We start from the raw sequence: 18,739 nt of genomic DNA, 5'->3' as shown, positions 1-18,739 counted from the left end.
ATAGAGGATCCAAATGGAAAGATTGAACAAAGCCCTTACGGCGGCGGTGAACGAGCTCAAAGCCAAAGGTACTGCCAAAGGTAAGGAACTGGTTATTACGGGCGTGAAGCCGGCGACGAAGACTAATTGCCCGCGCTTTTATGTCGAAGGTTACGGCGATAAAGAATTCATCAAAATGAATTCCAACTCTTATATGGGTCTGTCGCTTCGCAAAGACATGATCGAGGCCGAAGAAGAAGGCGCCAAGACATTCGGCGTCGGGCCGGGCGCCGTGCGCTTCATCAGCGGCACCTACAAAGTCCACACCAACCTCGAAGAGAAACTGGCCAAGTTTCTCGGTCGCGAAGCGGGCATGATTTTCAGCTCGGCTTATGTTACGAGCCTGGGCGTGCTGGTTCCGCTCTGTACCGCCGAAACCGTGTTTATCTCGGATGAGCTTAACCACAACTGTATCATCCAGGCCATGCGCCTCTCGCGTCCGTCGGGCAAGTTCATCTATAAGCACAACGATATGGCCGATGCCGAAGCCAAGATCAAAGAAGCTATCGGACAGGGCAAGCGCGCTCTGGTTGTGACCGATGGTATCTTCTCGATGCGCGGCGACAACGCTCCGCTCGATGTACTTATTGACCTGTGCCACAAGTACAACGATAAATTCGAGGAAGGCATCGTCAGCGTGGTCGATGACTCCCACGGTATCGGCGCGTTCGGCAAGACCGGTCGCGGCACCGAAGAGTACTGCAATACTCGCTGCGATGTTTTGATCGGTACGCTCGGCAAGGCGTTTGGTGTCAACGGCGGGTTTGTCGTCTCCAGCGCCGCGGTTATTGAGTTTTTGAGAGAAACCGCCCCGATGTATATCTATTCCAACCCGATCACTGTTTCCGAGGCGAAGGCCGCCACAAGGGCGCTGCAGATTCTCGACAGTGACGAAGGCCGCAAGATTGTGGCTCATGTCGCTGCGATGACCAAGCGCTTTGAAGACGGTATTGTGAAGGCGGGCTTTGAGACCATTCCGGGTCCGCATCCGGTAGTGCCGCTCATGGTGCGTGACACTGCCCGCACGGCTGATATCGTGAAGTGGCTCAAGGAGCACGGCGTGCTGGCGACCGGATTGAATTATCCGGTGGTGCCGAAGGGTTCCGAAGAGATTCGCTTTCAGATTACCGGCGAACACCAGCCTGCGGATATCGATTATGTGATCGATGTCTTGAACAAGTACCAGCAGGCACACAAGTAGGTTAGAGTATTTATCTCGAATAGTAGGGCAGGATCCCTGCGATCCTGCCGTCACAAGTATAGATATTAACCGTAGGGCAGGATCCCTGCGATCCTGCCTTTGTAATCTGCCATCTTCGTGTTTGGGGAGGAAAATGTCCAAACTCCGTCGCTATTACTCTGAAAACAGTAACTATTTTGTGACGGCCGTCACTTATGCCCGGATGCCGATTATTGTCGAGCACTTCGACATCCTCTGGGAGGGGATCACCAGATATAGAGACAGTCTCAATTTCGAACTCGTAGCGTGGGTGGTGCTGCCGGACCATGTTCATCTCATGGTCACACCAAAGGCAGTGGACTTGTCGCGAATAATGCACAGTATCAAGTCCTCGTTTGCCTCCCGATATAGGAAACTCCACAACATGTATCGGGGGCGTGTCTGGCAGAATCGTTTCTGGGATCATGTCATTCGCGACGAGGACGATTTTGACAGACATTTGGATTATACCCATCGGAACTCGGTAAAGCACGGCTTTAGCTCAGGCCCATTTGATTGGTCGTATTCTTCGTTTCGAAAATTTCATGAAATGGGCATTTACGAAGGTGACTGGGGTCTGATTGCCCCACGTAATGAGGATAACGACTACGGCGAATAGACAGCCTGATCGAAAAGTGGCAGGATCGCAGGGATCCTGCCCTACGTTGATTGCCGAGGTTGGGAAGAAAGAGCGTTTATCAACCCGAATACTTCCTTTCCTCTATCGCACTTGTCCGACATCGCTTAGATTAGGCCGATCTGGCTCCCTTTCGTAAACATTCTTTCTCTTGTAGGGCAGGATCCCTGCTCGGTAGAGTCTTCGCCGAAGGCGAAGAGATCCTGCCGGTCTTCTGTGCCCGGCAGATGTCCTCATCTGCCGTCACGAGGCGAGAGGACACAGCCGCCGCCGGGTGGCAGGCTCAAACTTGCTTTGGGCCTGACGTGCGTGCGAAAACTAGGCCCAATGGTAGGCGTTTGATTTATCAAACGCATCACGCTATATTACCACCATCATGTTCAAAGATATTCAAATCGAAACGGGGCGGCTGATTATCAAGCCATTCAAGATGGAAGACGACATCGCACTTCAAAAGATAGTCTCGCAGCCGGAGGTGGTCCACTATCTGCCGGAAGATGTCATGTCGCTCGATGAGGTACGTCACATCCTCACCTGGTTTCAAACCTGCTACGAACGCAACACGCCCGACAACATTATCAAATGGACTCTGGGAGTGTGGTTGAAGTCCGAGGCACTGGATTCCGGCCTTCGCCGGAATGACGCAGAGGGGGGATGTGTTGGAGAAAACGAGCTTCGCCTAATTGGTTGGGCGGGGATTGGACCATGGGAACCGGATGAAACCGAAATCGAGCTCTTCTACGGCTTCGGCAAAGAACACTGGGGAAAAGGCTTCGCGACCGAGGCGGCGCAAGCAGTGATGGACTACGCGTTCGATAAAATAGGCCTTAAGCGGCTTATCGCTGTCGCCAATCCGGAGAATATCGGTTCGGTGAGAGTACTCGAGAAAATCGGCATGAAGTTTGAGAAGATACTTAACGGAATGCCTCAGCAGTTTTCCAACGACGAGGGTTCACACTTTTTTGTGATGATGAGGTCCTGACAACAGTAGGTCGGCGTTCCGCCGGACATGCCGCGAGCAACGCGAGTGGCCATGAACCAAGAAACCCGACATCCATCGACCAACGGAACATTGTAAGATTTCTCCCGTAAGTCGAAATGACAGCCTCGTGAGATAGATAGATTTGAAAGGATTAATATGCGCGTGTTGATTATTCAGAATTGTGCTCCCGAAGGCCTCGGGCTTTACGAAGACTATCTCAAAGAAAACAAGATCGAACATCAAGTCTTTCACGCCTACACCGGCAAGCGGTTCCCATCGCAAAAGCAATTCGATGCTTTCATAATCGGCGGCACGCCGCTATCCGTCCGTGAGATTCGCAGGTACCCCTTCATGATGAACGAGCGCAAGTATATCAAGAAAGCAATCGCGGCCAACAATCCGGTTTTCGGCATCTGCGGTGGAGGACAGTTGGTAGCATCGGCGCTGGGCGCCAGGGTCCGGAAAAATCCCGTCATGGAAATCGGGGGTTGTCAGGTGAAGCTGACGTCGGACGGTAAAAAGAGCCGGTTTTTCAGAGGGTTTCCATCGAAATTCGAGGTTTTCCACTGGCACGGCGATACATTCGATATCCCTGAAAGTGGCAAGCGGCTTGCTGAAAGTGCTGACTGCCAGAATCAGGCATTCGCGGTGGGCAAGGCGATCGGAGTGCAGTTTCATATCGAGGTGACCGCGAAGACAGCCTCCCGATGGTCCGATGAGTATCCCGGCGAACTGAAAATCGTAAAGAAGTCCAAAAGCCGGGTCGTGCGCGAATGCAGAGCACGTGAGGCTGGAATGAAGAAGCTCGTGTATCAGCTGATGAACAATTGGCTGGGGAGATAGATGCCGACGCTACCACCGCATGAGATCGGTGCTCTTGAACTCCCATTGAGGGGTAACGATCGGATCGGGGGAGGAGGTTGAGTACCAGGGAGACAGGTCGGGATTCATCGGATTGGACAATATGTGTATATCCTGAGCGGGCGTAAATCCCTGGGCCAGCAAATAAACCGTCTCGCCGGTGGAATCGCTTCGGGCGACATCGAATACAATAACGACATGTCCGGGCAGGCCGCCCTGAATGAGAACATCACCAATCTGAATATCATCGATATCGGTACGGTTTTCCATCTCGCGGCTCAATGAATACGAACCGGCGTAGGTGAAGACGGTGTTTAGATATTCCCGAAAATTGATATACGAAGAATCTCTTATGGCTGACCGTTGCCAACTGACACTATTACCCTTGACCACCGGCCGTAGCCCGTTGATCCAGTCGCGGTAAGAAGCCCGATCGCCGGAGGTGAAGTTGAAAGCGATACTGTCATACATGCCGCGTGAATAGAAGTACTCGGCGCGCAGGCGCATGACGGCGTCGGCGCACTGCTGAAGGTCCTTGTCAGCGGTGTCTATCTCGACTACAGCGCAATAAACTGATCGGTCGGACTTCTCGCGGCCATCATAAAGGTAAACTTTCGCGCCATCCGGTCTCAGCGGAAGATTCTGCAGCCAATGGGCAAAGCTCCCCGGTTCTGTGGCCGGGCGGGTGTAGCCGTCGGGGGGTTGGAATCGAGACCGTATGGTTTGGGTGGTATCGTAGTTCTCGAGCCAGGGGTAGGATTGGGCGTTGGCGATAGTTGTCAATGCAACAAGGGCGATAATGGTCAGATTGGTTTTCAAAAGGCTCTCCTGCGGTCTCGTTTATGGTTATAGTCCGGTGATCCATACAAGGTTCCCGCAGACAAGGTTGACCGGCGAAATACTTTCCTTTAGCGGGCGCTCAATATCTACTATCGAGATGCCGATAATGGAGTAAATGGGAGGATTTTGATATGAATCTCAATCCGGTTATTAAATTCGATATCGACTGCCGTGTTCCGGCTGAAAAGGCAAAAGAGCGCCTTGTCGAAATCACCAAAAAGCAGAGTTTCTTTACCCCCGACTTCGGGCAATTCAACGCGACGGATAAGAGGCGCTATATCGGTCGGATAGGCGAGAAAAGATTTTCCCTGAAGACCCGTCCCCGGAAATCGCTGGCCGGGTTTTTCCTGCACACCAACCGTCAGATTGTCATTTCGGGCGAAATCGAACCGCGCGGACCGTGGTCGCTGGTGAAAGTGGTGATCAGGCCTACCCTCGATGTTATCATCAGCTGGGCCATTGCGACTTTCACAATTCTGTATATGCTCTGGGTGGTGACGACGGAGCAGGCGCAGGATTCGGACTGGGTGGTTCTGGTCATGGCCAGTCTGTTTCTATTCGTTTACATTAAGACGTACATGTGGGTGTCATTGAGGGAGCGAAAGTTCCTCTGTGAGCTGTTCGGCACCGGAGCAACAGCGACGTTGGATCAAACGCCGGCGCAGGTGACAAGCAGTTGGTCGAGCAGGGGCTTGCGATGAGCCTCAATCCCCTATATAGATTCGTCATCGACAGTCCCCTTGGACTGGAGACCGCCTGGCAGAAGCTGGTACATGTCACGGCCCAGAAAAAGCGAATGTTCAGGTTCTCCGAGAGGGTTGTATCGCAGCATTCCGAGGAAGACGTTCAGTACGTGGGTTATCTGGAGCGGTACAAGTTCAAGCTGTACCGTCCAAACGCCCGGTTTGTCAAGATGCTACGCCTGCCAGAGTATACGAACATGGTTATCAAAGGGGAGATGAAATCGGGCGGAGCTGGTTCTCTTATAAATGTTACCATAAGACCACCATACTACCAGATGTTCTTCTGGGTGTTTGCAGTTTTACTTCTGATCACTTTTGTGGTTTGCCTTATATACGAAGCCGAAGGGGTAAAAGCGTGGACAGGGCTGGGGATATATAGTATTGTCCTGTTTGGCTTGATCGCCGGGGCTCTGGAGGGGTATGTCCGGGAACGTCTCACTCTCGAACACCTGTTCGGCGTGGTTTCTGACGACGAGAAGGAGTTCATTGAGGCCATGGCCGAAGATGACAGGGAATATCTGAAGACGATAGTCGACGAAGATGACTGGTTCGACCATGACGATGATTCCGCCCCGGGAAGACCGACCTTGAACGAGCGCGGTTTTGGGAAAAAATAACCGTTGACGCAGTGCTTTCCGTTTTGCATCCTGTGTTTACATAACACAGGAATTCTTCCGAGTTTAACATCACTGTTCAATTGATTCCTTCACCGAAGCTTCAAAAGCGGAGGCCAATATGCACAAGTATTTGTTTGGATTGGTCATTGTGCTCTGTCTGGCGTTGTTCGGATGTCAGGCAAACCAGGAGCCGATGGTTGACGTAGCGCAGCAGCAGGCGGAGGCGATGGCGCAGAAGTATGTCGAGATTTACAGTAGCGGCAACATGGATTTGGTTGCCGAAGTTATTGACACAGCTTATGTAGGGCATGGCCCCGTGTCGCCCGAGCCTATCGTGGGACAAGATGGTTTCAAAGCGTGGGTGCAGCGAAACCGCGACCAGTTCTCCGACCTTACGCTGTCGTTCGACCGCGTGATCGCCAAAGGGGAGTGGGTAACCTTCAAGTGGCGCGTTACGGGGACCAACGATGGGCCGATGATGGAGTATCCCCCGACGGGACAGAAGATGGATATCTGGGGTGTGACTCTGAGCCATGTCGTAAACGGCAAGACGGTTGAGGAGTGGTTCGCCTATGACCTGATGACGGTTTACAACCAGCTTGGTTTTAAGCTGGTGCCTCCGAAGGTAGAGACCGGTAAGAAAAAATAGGGCATTTCGTTCATAAGTGAACCTTGCAATTAGCGTTCTAAAAGGGATGTGCTCGAGCATATCCCTTTTTTTGTTGCCAGTAAGCGCCATGGAGGGCTATTTTGCCGCCATACCCAGAAGTGAGGTGGCGACATGAGAACAGCACATATAATTCTGCTCGCGGTTGTATTCTGCTGGGCGTGGTTAATGACGGGCTGCGTTGAAACAGAAACCAAGCGCACCACGAAGAAGGTCGATGTCAGCAACGTACAGGTTTATCAGCTCGATGCCGCTAAGCCGAGGATCCGGGTCGGGGTCACGGGCACGGTCGAACAGCAGAGGATGCTGACCGGGATGCTGCAGGTTGAGATTGACGATGGTCAGAAACGTTATTCGTTCGGGGGAGAAGTTTGTACACCGAACGCTGGTGACAGCGCCGGAACAATCTGGGCGCCGTGGGTCAACACGCCTGATACCGGGACAGTAACATTTTCCTTTCGTCTGGTGGATGAGGTTGGATCAAGCATGATCAGTGATAAGGTCAGTGCGGAAATCGCGCCTGATTTATATTCGCAGGTACAGCTTGGCATATTTAAAGATGATCCCTGCGCCGGAACAACGAATATTATCTTATGCAGAGAGTACACCCTTCCGCGGACGATTCAAGATGAGGAAGGGGAACGTCTCTTTCTGATCTGGTGTGGGCAGAGTCTGAGCGGGGATGGCAATCAAAGTGAGTAGACGCTATAAGTCTTTGACGTTTGCAACATTCAAGGGGGTATTTCTGTCTCACATATTGTGGTAGTGTGCGTAGAACCAGATTAAATTTCAAACATAGGAGGTCTTGCGTGACCATCAGGTCAATCTTTCCAACGCTGGCGGTGCTGGCTGTGTTGTTGACGGCATGTGGCACAGTTGGTTACAAGGAGGTGCCGCAGTATACAATCGAGCAGTTCATGGACAAGGTGACGTACGGCGGGTCATCGTTCTCGCCCGACGAAACGAATATATTATTGATGTCGGATAAATCCGGGGTATTCAACGCGTGGACGGTAAATATCGAGAGCGGTGCACTGACGCAGGTCACAAAATCCGAAACGGAGGCGATATTCCCGATCTCTTACTTCCCGCTCGACCAGCGGATCCTCTACGAGAGTGACCAGGGAGGCAACGAAATCTCGCACATCTATTTGCTCGATGAGCAGGGTAACAGTCGGGACCTGACGCCGAACGACGGCGCGAGAGCCTCTTTTGCCGGATGGATGTATGATGATCAGAGCTTTCTTTACGAAAGCAACGCTCGTGATCCGCGGTTCCTGGATATCTACGAAATGAACATCGAAACATTCGAAAGCACGCCGATTTATCTGAATGACTCCGGATACTTTTTCGGGGGAATTTCCGATGATGAGCGATATCTGGCATTTCTCAAAGTGATTACGGAACACAACAATGAAATGTATCTTCTCGACAGGCAGACAGGCGAGATGATGCATTTGACGCCGCACGAGGGCGATGTTGCCTTCTCACCCTCGGGATTCAGTGTACATTCCGAAAGTCTCTACTACCTGACGAACGCGAACAGCGAGTACAATTATCTCATGCGCTTCGATATAGAATCGGGACTTCACGAAAAGGTTTTCGAGACGAACTGGGATGTACTTTACGCGTACTTTTCGCGTAGCGGCAAATATCGGGTTATCGCGATCAACAATGACGCCAAGACGGAGATCCGTGTGGACAACATGGAGACAGGTCAGCCGGTGAAGCTTCCCGAGATGCCGGACGCGAATATTACTTCGGTAAGAATTTCCCGCAGCGAAGAGTTGATGACGTTCTATGTGGAGGGTTCCCGGTCACCCCGTAACCTGTTTACCTACAATCTAAAGACCAGTGATTACAAGCAGTTGACACATTCCATGACTCCGGAGATCGATATCGATAATCTGGTTGACGCTCAGGTAGTCAGGTACAAGTCCTTTGATGCTCTGGAGATTCCCGCTCTGCTTTATAAACCGCATCAGATCAGGCCGGAAGAGTCAGCGCCGGCGATAGTGATGGTTCATGGCGGCCCGGGAGGACAGGCGAGAGTAGGGTATTCGTCGGATGTCCAGTACTTTGTCAATCACGGTTATGTTGTTATTGATGTCAACAATCGCGGAAGTTCCGGTTATGGCAAAACCTTCTTCAAAGCCGACGATATGAGACATGGCGAGGACGATCTGGCTGACTGCGTTTACGCGAAGCATTTCCTGGCCACAACCGGTTATGTGGATACCAGCCGGGTGGCAATCATGGGCGGCAGCTACGGCGGGTATATGGTTCTTGCCGCACTGGCGTTCCAGCCGGAAGCATTTGCGGCCGGAGTGGATTACTTTGGAATTTCCAACTGGGTGAGAACACTTGAGAGTATTCCGCCGTACTGGGAGGCCTTTAGGGAGGCGCTCTATGTTGAGATGGGTAACCCATCGGTTGACGGAGATTATCTGCTCAGCATATCGCCGCTCTTTCACGCAGACAAGATCAGGCGGCCGCTCATGGTTTTACAGGGAGCCAACGATCCGCGGGTGATACAGCCGGAGTCCGACGATATTGTCGAGGCAGTCAAAAATAACGGTGTTCCGGTGGAGTATCTTGTATTCGAGGACGAGGGACATGGCTTCTTGAAGAAGGAAAACCGGATCGAAGCATCGAAGGCGGCCTTAACGTTTCTCGATACCTACCTCAAGGGACAGGCTGAAGACGCGGCTCAATAGTACGAGCGCGTCTTACCTTTTTCGATGGTTTTCAGGCGGGGAATTCTTAGAATGCCCCGCCTGAATTTGTTTCGAGGGTCGGTACTGGCCGGGGTCCAAAGAGGGGTAGGCGCGGTTAGCGTGTCTTGCGGCTCTCCCCTCGTTTATTCCAAGTCTCGTGACGGAAGCTGACCAGTTTTCCGGTCCCGGTTCGGCTGACAGTCAGCTGTTTCCGAGTGGTTAGGCCCCGCGATATTAATCAGTTGTTATTTAGCACATTGACTTCGTAATATGTAAAGATATTCACGGACATTTTCACAGGGAGTTGGTTTATGGTGTGTGGTCAAACCAAACGGCTAATCGGACAATCTGCGTCATTCATGAGCCGGTTGCTTCCGATGGTTCTCGTGCTGCTTGTGCCATCAATCGTGGTTGACGCGGCGCCCGAAAATGTTGCGACATTTTCGATTGTGGCGCATGACTCGGCGACAGGGGAACTTGGCGTCGCGGTGGCGTCGCGTTTCTTTACCGTCGGCAATGTCGTACCGTGGGCTAAAGCCGGTGTCGGGGCGATAGCGACCCAGGCCTATGCCAACACGAGTTTTGGCTGGCGGGGATTGGAGCTGCTCGAGCAGGGGCTTACCCCGGAAGAAGTAAAAGCGGTCCTTTTGAGAAATGATGACAATCCCGGCAGGCGTCAGTTCGGAATTGTATCAGCCGATGGTAAGGCTGCTTCTTATACCGGTGACGGCTGCAGCGCGTGGGCGGGAGGACGTTCCGGCCCGCATTATGCCGTACAGGGAAATATCCTTGCCGGTGGCGCTGTCGTCGAGGCTATGGAGCAGGCTTTTCTAAACACAACAGGGACAGTCGCGGAACGGCTCTATGCCGCTCTGTTGGCAGGTGAGGCGAACGGTGGAGACTCCAGAGGAAAGCAATCAGCGGCGCTGCTTGTCGTGAAAGAGGCTACCGGGTATGGCGGTTACACCGACCGGGCCATAGACATCAGGGTCGATGATCACGAGGAGCCGTTTGTTGAGCTGGGACGCATTCTGAAGATTGCCCAGATGAATTATGCCTGGAACGAGGCATGGACTCTCTTCACCCAAGCAAGATATGAGGAAGCTCTGCCTCCAATGGAGCGCACCGCAGAACTTGCTCCGGACTATGGCGAGGTTTTTTATGACCTGGCCTGTATTCGTCTGGCGGTGGGGAATGCCGACGGCGCAATTTCGGCGTTGAGAAAGGCCCTCGAATTGAATCCAAAGCTGGCTGCTCAGGCCGGCAACGATGATGATCTGGCGGCACTTAGAGATACACCGGAGTTCAAGGAGTTGACGGGTGGACAATAGGCGTTGCTGTGGCAGCGCCCAGCCCTGAATGCCTCGACCTGCGTCATGGTTGACACGGTCTGCGATGGCTCCGCAAATTGTGCGAGTTGTGGCAGCGCGATTGGAATTCCTGCTGCCGATTGAAGCGAAAAACTTGTTGCTAAGGGGTGAAAACCGCCGTAATTTTGTGTTGTCAGAAGTAGATTCAGCAGTATTTTTTTGACCTGGTTGTGTGTTTTACCGCTTTTCCGTTTTTTGTTTCTAAGACAGTCCGGAGAGGGAGCTGCAGCGAGATAAAAGGACTACACCGTTTTAGTGATTAAAAGAGAGGGATGGTATTCTATGTCGGATAATCAAAAGCCAAGCATCAAGTCGATCATTTTGTATGGTATAGCGATAATCGTGGTTGCGTTTGTGGGCGTGCTGGCCGGCAACTGGTTTGTCTCCTGGCGACAGGAACGTCAATGGGCCGAGCAGGAAGCTTACGCGGAGGCTAACAGAAGTTTGCTCAGGATCAACGAGCCGTTTCCGACTGAGCAATTGTACGACCTGGATGGCAATGCAATCTCAACTGAGCAACTTATCGCTGGAAAACCGCTCTTGATTCTGTTCATCGCCCCCGGATGTGAGCCGTGTAAGAACGCGCTGGATGTGTGGACGCCAGAGATTGCGGGGATATCTGACAGAGCAACAGTCATCGGCATCGCCGCCGGTGATGTGGATGATGTCGCGGCTTACAAAGCGAAACTCGGACTGCAATTCCCTATCTATTGCGATGTGGATTATCTGTTTCCGCAACAATATGACATTATTAATTTCCCGAGCATTGTCGGGGTTACGTCCGACGGTCTGGTGGGGTTCGTGAAGCACGGGTATCGGGGGGATTTCTCCCTCGACGATGCTTACGATCTTTTTAGTCAATCCGAGTAGGAGAGACAAGATTGTTTATCTGCCATCGCATCAGACGGCGGCGGTATATATGGAACTCCACTGTTTTTTAACCCAACGAGAGGAGGTGAACGACAGCATGAAGAAAGTATTCAGCCTGATAGTTTTAGTGGTATTCACGATTTCATTCGTGGCCGCTATATTTGTTAGCGATGCCGGCGCAATCCCACCGGATACGTACGAATGTATCGACGGGAAGCTGTGGGTCTGCACGTGGGACTATGTAGGAGGTGTCAACTCCTCAAAATTGATATACAACTGTCATTGGGCGGGGCCGTGCTAAACAATTCACTCCCATTAAAGTTGTGATAGATTCAACCGACGCCGCAGGTTCGCGGTGTCGGTTCCTTAAATTAATATTTGCAGGAGATTATCGTTGTGCTAAGAGGATTTTGCTTGACACTATTTTTGGTACTTGCCGTTTCCTTTGCGGTTGGCGCTTTGGTCTCCGACGTTTCCGCATCAGAGCAAACCTGCTGGATTACTTGTATCGACGGTGTGCTTTGGAAGTGCTGCGAGGTACCTCGTGGTCCATACGTGGTGCTGCTGAGGTGTCGTGCAATTGTTCCGACTACTCCATGTTAAGGATTCTTTGATTCTCTGCCGCGAAGCTCGCGTGTTTGGCGAGCTTCTCTCATCTGGCCGCTAGTCTGTTCGCCCGTGGCGTCCTTCATTTTTGGTGCTATGATTAGCGTTCGCAAGACAAAAAGCGAAGCGATGCGACCACGAGTGTGTCGGCGGGCATCTATTGTAACGCTACACGTATGTGAAAATCAAGAATGGTTCATAACCTGAAAGGTCTCTATAGGATTGCCGGGAATTCAGAAAAAGGGGACTTAGCCTCTGTTTTAGGTTGTAATATGTCTGATATTCTCGTATTTAGTCATGAGGGGGATGCCGTGATACAACCGAGACTACGGGAAACGGCAAAACGGTGAACGATGTTCGTTTCGGTGCCAGTTGACAATGATGGAACCTCCGGGCTCCTGATTTGCTTGCGCTGAACAAGCAATTTATAAACTGAAAGATGGAGGTTCGAATGAGTCAGGTAAAAAGTGGCGACAAAATCAAAGTCCACTACACCGGTAAGCTCGAAGATGGGAGTGTCTTTGATACATCGAAAGAGCGTGGTCCGTTCGAATTTACGGTCGGCGCCGGCAATGTAATCCCCGGATTCGACACCGGTGTCATGGGAATGGAAGCGGGCCAGTCAAAGACAATCACCATCCCGGCCGAAGAGGCGTATGGTCCCCGTCGCAAAGAACTCGTGGCCGAGGTCAATAAAGAAGTATTTCCGGAGGGGTTAGAACCGGCTATCGGTCAGCAGTACCAGATGGAACATGCCAGCGGTGAACCAATCAATGTTGTTGTTGCAAAGATAGAGGGAGACACGGTGACGCTGGATGCGAACCATCCTCTGGCCGGGAAAACCCTCATTTTCGATATCGAGCTGGTTGCTATCGGATGAGCAAAGCGGCGTGGCATTAGTATCACGTAACGCGGGAAAGTAGTGTAAACGCGAGCATTGGTTTTGGAGGGTGAAGGTTTATGCCGGGCTATTTTCAGAACAATTCGGGACGGTCACGGGCGCTTGCCGCGAGTTTTGCGGTGGGCGCTGTTTCATTTGTCGTCTACTGGTTGACAGCGTATCGGACCATTGCATGGTGGGATAACGCCGAATACACAGCGGTGGCTGTGAGTCTCGGCGTGGCGCATCCTCCCGGCTCTTTGCTTCTGACGATCCTCGGCTGGCTGGTCACCAGAATCCAGTGGGGCATCTCTGATACATTCGTGCTCAGTCTGACAGCGGCGGCAATTGCATCGGCTACTGTGGGGCTGGTATTTTGGGTTGGCCGGGGCGCCGTGCGCGCACTGACGACATCGGAGCAAAATCTCCAGGTAACTGTCTCCATCTTGGCCGCGTTTAGCATGGCTTTTGCGGCCACATTTTGGAGCTATGCGACACGATTTTCGCCTTATATCCTTACAGCTCTAATGACGGCGCTCATTTTTTGGGCGATGCTCAAGTGGTGGGACAGGGCCGAGGGAGCGGGCGGATTGAGGTGGCTTTTTGTCATATCGCTGCTGTTCGGGTTGGATTTCAGCGTTCACCGCACGAACCTGATTCTGCTCCCGGCACTCGCCGCGTGGGTGATATTTCGCCGTCCGCGTACCTTGATCTCAGGAAAAGCGTGGCTCTACGGTTTGAGTGGCCTCGCCGCAGGGCTCATTGTCCATTTTCTGATTATTCCCATAGCGGCGGCTAACCCGATCATTAATGGAAACGACCCGAGCACACTGACGCGATTCTGGGAGTATGTGAGTCTCAAGCAATACGGCGGCGGGTTTCTCGTTAATCTGTTCCCGCGAAAGTCGTCTTTCTGGTCCAATCAATTGGTTGATTATCTCAAGGCGTTCTCTGAGAATTTCTTTTTTGTGGACGGACAATTTAGCGCGGTTGGTCTTGTCCCCGGGCTACTCGGTTTGGCCGGACTGGTCTCGCTCTGGAGAATGGGATGGAAACTTGGCGCCGGCATGCTTGTGATGTTCCTTTGCGCCAGTCTTCTGATGGTCTTTTACCTGAATATGCCGGCGGATTTTTTCCGTGATTTCGCCCGGCACTACCTGCCATCATTCGTCATCTTCGGCGTTTTTGTCGTTTACGGGGCGGCGAGCCTGACTCTGTCTCTTTCGAGGAAGAGAAATGTAGTCAGGTGGCCTTTGACAGCCATATTGGTATTGCTTATCGGAGCATCGTCGATCAATCAGCTTTGGAGTCGATATGCCTTGATGAATAATTCCTATAACAGGATAGCCGATGAGAGCGCCCGAAACTACCTCAAGGGACTTGAGCCGAATGCTGTCCTGATTACATCGGGGGATGCCGACACATGGCTTCCGCTGTGTGTTCAGATCGCTGATGGGTATCGCAAGGATGTTACCGTCTGCAATGTACACCTTCTAAATACATCATGGTTCGTACGAACTCTTCTTGAGCGTGAGCCGGATTTTCCGATTAGTCTTGGCGAGGCTCAACTGGCAGCCTTGAGGCCGATTGTCTGGCAGGATTCGACCGTGTTGATTCCACCGAAAGAGGGGACTGACAGTCTGAGAGTGCTGGTTGAGGCGACGATGTACGGAGACCACAGGATTTTGATGGTGAGCGAGCAACTCCTGCTTGAGATTATCAGGGAGAATAAATGGGAGCGACCGATATATTTCACTTTTCCGCCCCGGTGGTTGGAACCTCATGTCAGATGTGAGGGGATAGTGTCCAGACTTCTGCCGGCTCAGCAGGCGATTATCGACAGAGATATTCTCAGGCGGAATCTATTCGAAACTTATGGTTACGCCGGGTACGAAGATGAGTCGATACCTCTGGAGCAGCCGGCGATGTCAGTAGCGTTGAATCTGATGAGGGCGTTCGTTATGCTGGCCATGGAAGATATAAGTTCAGGCGACGTTGAGGCGTATCGCACGACTCTTCAAAAGATGGAAGAGATATTACCGGAGAGCCGCATAGAGCGTCCGAATCACGTGAAAGCCTTCTTGCAGCAACTCGAGGGCGCCGCCCGCCCGGACAGCAATAGTGATGCAAGATGAACCGTCACGGGAAACGCGGACGCACGGGTCCAGTATCGCTTTTTGAGCGCTATGATTTGCCCTTGACAAAATGACAGTTCGTGTCGATATTAATAATGTGAGTTCCGCTTAATGGGAACGTGGTTAATACAAAAGTAATCGTTCCCGCCGCGAAAAGTGGCAATCAGAGTAGGAGCTTGCGCAACATATTACAAGGTTTTTGTAAAGCCCCCCTGAGCCAGCTCGGGGGGGTCAAATTTTGGGGGCCACTCTGCGTGAAAAGACTGATTTACTACGCTGTCTGCCTGGTCTTAGTCGCTGTCGGGGCTGTACTTGCGGCGATCGAAATTGAGACGCTGTTGATTAATCGGGAGGTCACCAGTTGGCCCACTACAACCGGTATAGTAGTAGAGGCTAAAGTCGTTGGCGAGCGGGCGATCAGACCCCGGATTGTCTACCAGTACCGGGTGGATAGTGTTATTTATCAGGGCGAGTCCAGTCTGAACGCTCCTATGTTCGGTGGCAAACGCAAGAAGTATGATGTTGCGCAAGAACTTGTTAGACAATATGATGTCGGACACCACGTAACAGTGCACTTCAACCCGGATTCCGTAAGTCAGTCGGTTATCGCGCCGGTGATAACGTGGGCTATATACGGTCGGTTGGCTTTTGGAGTTACTATATGTATGCTCGGGCTGGCAGGGATGGTTGGTCCGATCAGGAGAATTGTATCGGGTTAATGAGTGGGGTTATTAGTAATTTGCCTGGCAGATGCGTATTTATTTGGGAAACAAAAACAGTATGGGGGCGTTTGAGCTTTGGTGTAGCTGGTGACGTCTTGACGTACCGGCGCTAAAGTATTATAATGAGAGGCCGATTTAAGGAAAGCCGAATGGCGAAAGTCGGTCTTTTGGCGGACGTAGCCTGCCTGCCAAAAAAATGCGCCTGACGCGAAAAAATTGTAAAAAATTGTCTTGACTTTAATTATGCGGGCGCATATACTTGGTTTCTGCCAATTATTATGGCAGTATTTTTTTCGCAAATTTTGTTCTTTGAAAACTAAATAGCCATACGAAGACAAGAGTATTTTTACTCTTTGAAATGTCGCGGGTCTTGGATCTTTTTGAGATCTTGAGACAATTTATAATCAGTAATAAATCTGAATGTCGCGTTCCGATGTGAGGTTCAGAGCATCAAAATCTAGTAAATAGAATTTTATAATATTTACGGAGAGTTTGATCCTGGCTCAGAACGAACGCTGGCGGCGTGCTTAATACATGCAAGTCGTACGAGAAAGCTCGGCTTCGGTTGGGCGAGTAAAGTGGCGAACGGGTGAGTAACACGTGGATAATCTACCCTCAAATCTGGGATAATTCTCTGAAAGGAGTTGTAATACCGGATAATACCATTTAACGGCATCGTTTTTTGGTCAAAGGCGGGGCAACCTGTCGTTTGAGGATGAGTCCGCGTCCCATTAGCTTGTTGGTGAGGTAACGGCTCACCAAGGCTCCGATGGGTAGCCGGCCTGAGAGGGTGATCGGCCACACTGGGACTGAGATACGGCCCAGACTCCTACGGGAGGCAGCAGTAGGGAATATTGCGCAATGGACGCAAGTCTGACGCAGCAACGCCGCGTGGGTGATGAAGCTTCTTGGAGTGTAAAACCCTGTCAGTGGGGAAGAACCGTATGGGGAGTAACTGCCCTATACCTGACGGTACCCGCAGAGGAAGTCCCGGCTAACTCCGTGCCAGCAGCCGCGGTAATACGGGGGGGACAAGCGTTGTTCGGATTTACTGGGCGTAAAGGGCGCGTAGGCGGACTTTCAAGTCGGGTGTGAAAACCGGCGGCTCAACTGCCGGCCTGCATTCGATACTGTTGGTCTTGAGTACATGAGAGGAAAGCGGAATTCCAGGTGTAGCGGTGAAATGCGTAGATATCTGGAAGAACACCAGTAGCGAAGGCGGCTTTCTGGCGTGATACTGACGCTGAAGCGCGAAGGCTAGGGGAGCAAACAGGATTAGATACCCTGGTAGTCCTAGCGGTAAACGATGGGTACTAGGTGTCGGAGGTATTGACCCCTTCGGTGCCGCAGCAAACGCATTAAGTACCCCGCCTGGGGAGTACGGTCGCAAGATTGAAACTCAAAGGAATTGACGGGGGCCCGCACAAGCGGTGGAGTATGTGGTTTAATTCGAGGCAACGCGAAGAACCTTACCTGGGTTTGACATGCTTGAGCCAGCCGGTGAAAGCCGGTTTTCCCTTCGGGGACTCTTGCACAGGTGCTGCATGGCTGTCGTCAGCTCGTGCCGTGAGGTGTTGGGTTAAGTCCCGCAACGAGCGCAACCCTTGTCCATAGTTGCCATCAGGTTATGCTGGGGACTCTATGGAGACTGCCGGTGATAAGCTGGAGGAAGGTGGGGATGACGTCAAGTCCTCATGGCCCTTACACCCAGGGCTACACACGTACTACAATGGTCGGTACAGAAGGTTGCAAGACCGCGAGGTGGAGCTAATCCTAAAAACCGGCCTCAGTTCAGATTGGAGTCTGCAACTCGACTCCATGAAGGTGGAATCGCTAGTAATCGCTGATCAGCAGGCAGCGGTGAATACGTTCCCGGGCCTTGTACACACCGCCCGTCAAGCCACGGAAGTTGGGAGCACCCGAAGTCGCTTGCCTAACCGCAAGGAGGGCGGCGCCGAAGGTGATACTGACGACTGGGGCTAAGTCGTAACAAGGTAGCCGTAGCGGAAGCTGTGGCTGGATCACCTCCTTTCTAAGGAGCACGGTGTTGCTTATGCTCGCCACCGCGAGCGTAAACATCGAGGTCAACCGCGATATCTTATCGAGTTTAATACTCTGTCTTCGTCGGCTATTTGAATTTATAAGATTTAGCCGTCTTATTAGGCGGGTGACCGAGACTACGGGCCTATAGCTCAGTTGGTTAGAGCGCGCGCCTGATAAGCGCGAGGTCGGTGGTTCAACTCCACCTAGGCCCATTTGGATGATTTCGGGGATGTAGCTCAGTTGGGAGAGCGGTGGCTTTGCAAGCCACAGGTCACCGGTTCGATCCCGGTCATCTCCAAAATTGGCAACAAGAATCTTATTGATAATAATAGATTGGCCGCCCGGCGGCCGCTGTTCTTTGACAACTTCATAGTGTTTTTTTGTCTGATACAAGTGTGTATCTTCCAATAGGCTGTATAACAGTTTATTGAATGTATGCTCTCAAGTAGGTTTTAATCAAAACTGAAGGTTTTGTAAAAACTTCGGTTAAGCTACTAAGGGCATACGGTGGATGCCTTGGCACAGGTAGGCGAGGAAGGACGTGGCTAACTGCGATAAGCTCCGTTTAGTTGTAAACAAACTTTGAGACGGAGATGTCCGAATGGGGCAACCCGGCTGGAGTAATATCCAGTCATCCCGCACTGAATACATAGGTGCGGGAAGCGAACGCGGAGAACTGAAACATCTAAGTACCCGCAGGAAAAGAAAACAATAGTGATCCCCTTAGTAGCGGCGAGCGAAACGGGAATAGCCTAAACCGATTTGTACGTTAAAGCCTGTCGGCGTTGTGC

16 protein-coding genes, 2 tRNA genes and 2 rRNA genes (1 of these 20 cut by a window edge) are annotated in these 18,739 nt (G+C 51.8%); 19 read left to right on the top strand and 1 reads right to left on the bottom strand.

Annotation, left to right across the window (positions count from 1 at the left end; all coding sequences use genetic code 11):
* Positions 1–7: 7 nt before the first annotated feature.
* The 4 genes from AB1483_10725 (at position 8) to AB1483_10710 (ending at position 3,720) form a co-directional block, all read left to right on the top strand.
* Positions 8–1,240: an aminotransferase class I/II-fold pyridoxal phosphate-dependent enzyme gene (locus AB1483_10725; protein MEW6412926.1), complete on the top strand. Its 1,233-nt coding sequence runs from the start codon at positions 8–10 to the stop codon at positions 1,238–1,240.
* Between the two features lie 133 nt (positions 1,241–1,373).
* Positions 1,374–1,877, top strand: coding sequence for a transposase (locus AB1483_10720; GenBank protein ID MEW6412925.1), 504 nt, complete (start codon positions 1,374–1,376; stop codon positions 1,875–1,877).
* A gap of 394 nt (positions 1,878–2,271) precedes the next feature.
* On the top strand, positions 2,272–2,877 hold the full coding sequence (locus tag AB1483_10715; protein MEW6412924.1) for a GNAT family N-acetyltransferase: 606 nt from the start codon (positions 2,272–2,274) through the stop codon (positions 2,875–2,877).
* A gap of 156 nt (positions 2,878–3,033) precedes the next feature.
* Positions 3,034–3,720, top strand: coding sequence for a type 1 glutamine amidotransferase (locus AB1483_10710; protein ID MEW6412923.1), 687 nt, complete (start codon positions 3,034–3,036; stop codon positions 3,718–3,720).
* 9 nt (positions 3,721–3,729) lie between these two features.
* Here the strand turns inward: AB1483_10710 and AB1483_10705 are convergent, their stop codons facing one another.
* The gene (locus AB1483_10705) at positions 3,730–4,557 is read right to left on the bottom strand and encodes a DUF4846 domain-containing protein (protein ID MEW6412922.1); all 828 of its coding nucleotides are present in this window, start codon (positions 4,555–4,557) and stop codon (positions 3,730–3,732) included.
* 152 nt (positions 4,558–4,709) lie between these two features.
* Here AB1483_10705 and AB1483_10700 point away from each other — a divergent pair, with 152 nt between their 5' ends.
* The 15 genes from AB1483_10700 to AB1483_10630 form a co-directional block, all read left to right on the top strand.
* The gene (locus AB1483_10700; protein ID MEW6412921.1) at positions 4,710–5,279 is read left to right on the top strand and encodes a hypothetical protein; all 570 of its coding nucleotides are present in this window, start codon (positions 4,710–4,712) and stop codon (positions 5,277–5,279) included.
* Positions 5,276–5,938 carry a hypothetical protein gene (locus AB1483_10695; GenBank protein ID MEW6412920.1) on the top strand — a complete coding sequence of 221 codons (663 nt, stop codon included), beginning with the start codon at positions 5,276–5,278 and terminating at the stop codon, positions 5,936–5,938. The genes AB1483_10700 and AB1483_10695 overlap by 4 nt, the downstream gene beginning before the upstream one ends.
* Positions 5,939–6,056: 118 nt before the next feature.
* Complete coding sequence (locus AB1483_10690) at positions 6,057–6,587, top strand: ester cyclase (GenBank protein ID MEW6412919.1); 531 nt, start codon at positions 6,057–6,059, stop codon at positions 6,585–6,587.
* A 132-nt stretch (positions 6,588–6,719) separates the two neighbouring features.
* Positions 6,720–7,307, top strand: a complete 588-nt coding sequence (locus AB1483_10685) for a hypothetical protein (GenBank protein MEW6412918.1) — start codon at positions 6,720–6,722, stop codon at positions 7,305–7,307.
* 107 nt (positions 7,308–7,414) lie between these two features.
* On the top strand, positions 7,415–9,322 hold the full coding sequence (locus AB1483_10680) for a prolyl oligopeptidase family serine peptidase (GenBank protein ID MEW6412917.1): 1,908 nt from the start codon (positions 7,415–7,417) through the stop codon (positions 9,320–9,322).
* Between the two features lie 311 nt (positions 9,323–9,633).
* Complete coding sequence (locus AB1483_10675) at positions 9,634–10,653, top strand: DUF1028 domain-containing protein (protein ID MEW6412916.1); 1,020 nt, start codon at positions 9,634–9,636, stop codon at positions 10,651–10,653.
* Positions 10,654–10,974: 321 nt separating this feature from the next.
* Entirely contained in the window at positions 10,975–11,562 is a 588-nt protein-coding gene (locus tag AB1483_10670; protein ID MEW6412915.1) for a redoxin domain-containing protein, read from the top strand.
* Between the two features lie 97 nt (positions 11,563–11,659).
* Positions 11,660–11,863 (top strand): hypothetical protein, encoded by a 204-nt coding sequence (locus AB1483_10665; GenBank protein ID MEW6412914.1) that lies wholly within the window; start codon positions 11,660–11,662, stop codon positions 11,861–11,863.
* A 756-nt stretch (positions 11,864–12,619) separates the two neighbouring features.
* Positions 12,620–13,048 (top strand): peptidylprolyl isomerase, encoded by a 429-nt coding sequence (locus AB1483_10660; protein MEW6412913.1) that lies wholly within the window; start codon positions 12,620–12,622, stop codon positions 13,046–13,048.
* A gap of 80 nt (positions 13,049–13,128) precedes the next feature.
* A complete protein-coding gene (locus AB1483_10655) occupies positions 13,129–15,183 on the top strand; it encodes a DUF2723 domain-containing protein (GenBank protein ID MEW6412912.1) in 2,055 nt (684 codons plus the stop codon).
* Between the two features lie 254 nt (positions 15,184–15,437).
* Positions 15,438–15,902, top strand: a complete 465-nt coding sequence (locus AB1483_10650; GenBank protein MEW6412911.1) for a DUF3592 domain-containing protein — start codon at positions 15,438–15,440, stop codon at positions 15,900–15,902.
* A 483-nt stretch (positions 15,903–16,385) separates the two neighbouring features.
* A 16S ribosomal RNA gene (locus AB1483_10645) occupies positions 16,386–17,937 on the top strand.
* Between the two features lie 149 nt (positions 17,938–18,086).
* Positions 18,087–18,160: transfer RNA gene (locus AB1483_10640), tRNA-Ile, on the top strand.
* 13 nt (positions 18,161–18,173) lie between these two features.
* Positions 18,174–18,246 (top strand) — tRNA-Ala (locus AB1483_10635).
* 186 nt (positions 18,247–18,432) lie between these two features.
* Positions 18,433–18,739: ribosomal RNA gene (locus AB1483_10630) — 23S ribosomal RNA — on the top strand (it continues 2,706 nt past the right edge of the window).
* Together the 16S and 23S rRNA genes with 2 tRNA genes alongside form the textbook arrangement of a ribosomal RNA operon.

The sequence above is a fragment of the Candidatus Zixiibacteriota bacterium genome, assembly GCA_040756055.1.
Classification (GTDB): domain Bacteria; phylum Zixibacteria; class MSB-5A5; order GN15; family FEB-12.
Note: the sequence above shows the minus strand (reverse complement) of the source record. Positions and strands in the feature narration are given on the sequence as shown.

Excerpts from the sequence above, each read along its gene's own strand:
- AB1483_10720 (MEW6412925.1), top strand. The coding sequence starts at position 1,374 with ATGTCCAAACTCCGTCGCTATTACTCTGAAAACAGTAACTATTTTGTG.
- AB1483_10715 (MEW6412924.1), top strand. The coding sequence starts at position 2,272 with ATGTTCAAAGATATTCAAATCGAAACGGGGCGGCTGATTATCAAGCCA.
- AB1483_10710 (MEW6412923.1), top strand. The coding sequence starts at position 3,034 with ATGCGCGTGTTGATTATTCAGAATTGTGCTCCCGAAGGCCTCGGGCTT.
- AB1483_10700 (MEW6412921.1), top strand. The coding sequence starts at position 4,710 with ATGAATCTCAATCCGGTTATTAAATTCGATATCGACTGCCGTGTTCCG.
- AB1483_10695 (MEW6412920.1), top strand. The coding sequence starts at position 5,276 with ATGAGCCTCAATCCCCTATATAGATTCGTCATCGACAGTCCCCTTGGA.
- AB1483_10690 (MEW6412919.1), top strand. The coding sequence starts at position 6,057 with ATGCACAAGTATTTGTTTGGATTGGTCATTGTGCTCTGTCTGGCGTTG.
- AB1483_10685 (MEW6412918.1), top strand. The coding sequence starts at position 6,720 with ATGAGAACAGCACATATAATTCTGCTCGCGGTTGTATTCTGCTGGGCG.
- AB1483_10675 (MEW6412916.1), top strand. The coding sequence starts at position 9,634 with ATGGTGTGTGGTCAAACCAAACGGCTAATCGGACAATCTGCGTCATTC.
- AB1483_10670 (MEW6412915.1), top strand. The coding sequence starts at position 10,975 with ATGTCGGATAATCAAAAGCCAAGCATCAAGTCGATCATTTTGTATGGT.
- AB1483_10665 (MEW6412914.1), top strand. The coding sequence starts at position 11,660 with ATGAAGAAAGTATTCAGCCTGATAGTTTTAGTGGTATTCACGATTTCA.
- AB1483_10660 (MEW6412913.1), top strand. The coding sequence starts at position 12,620 with ATGAGTCAGGTAAAAAGTGGCGACAAAATCAAAGTCCACTACACCGGT.
- AB1483_10655 (MEW6412912.1), top strand. The coding sequence starts at position 13,129 with ATGCCGGGCTATTTTCAGAACAATTCGGGACGGTCACGGGCGCTTGCC.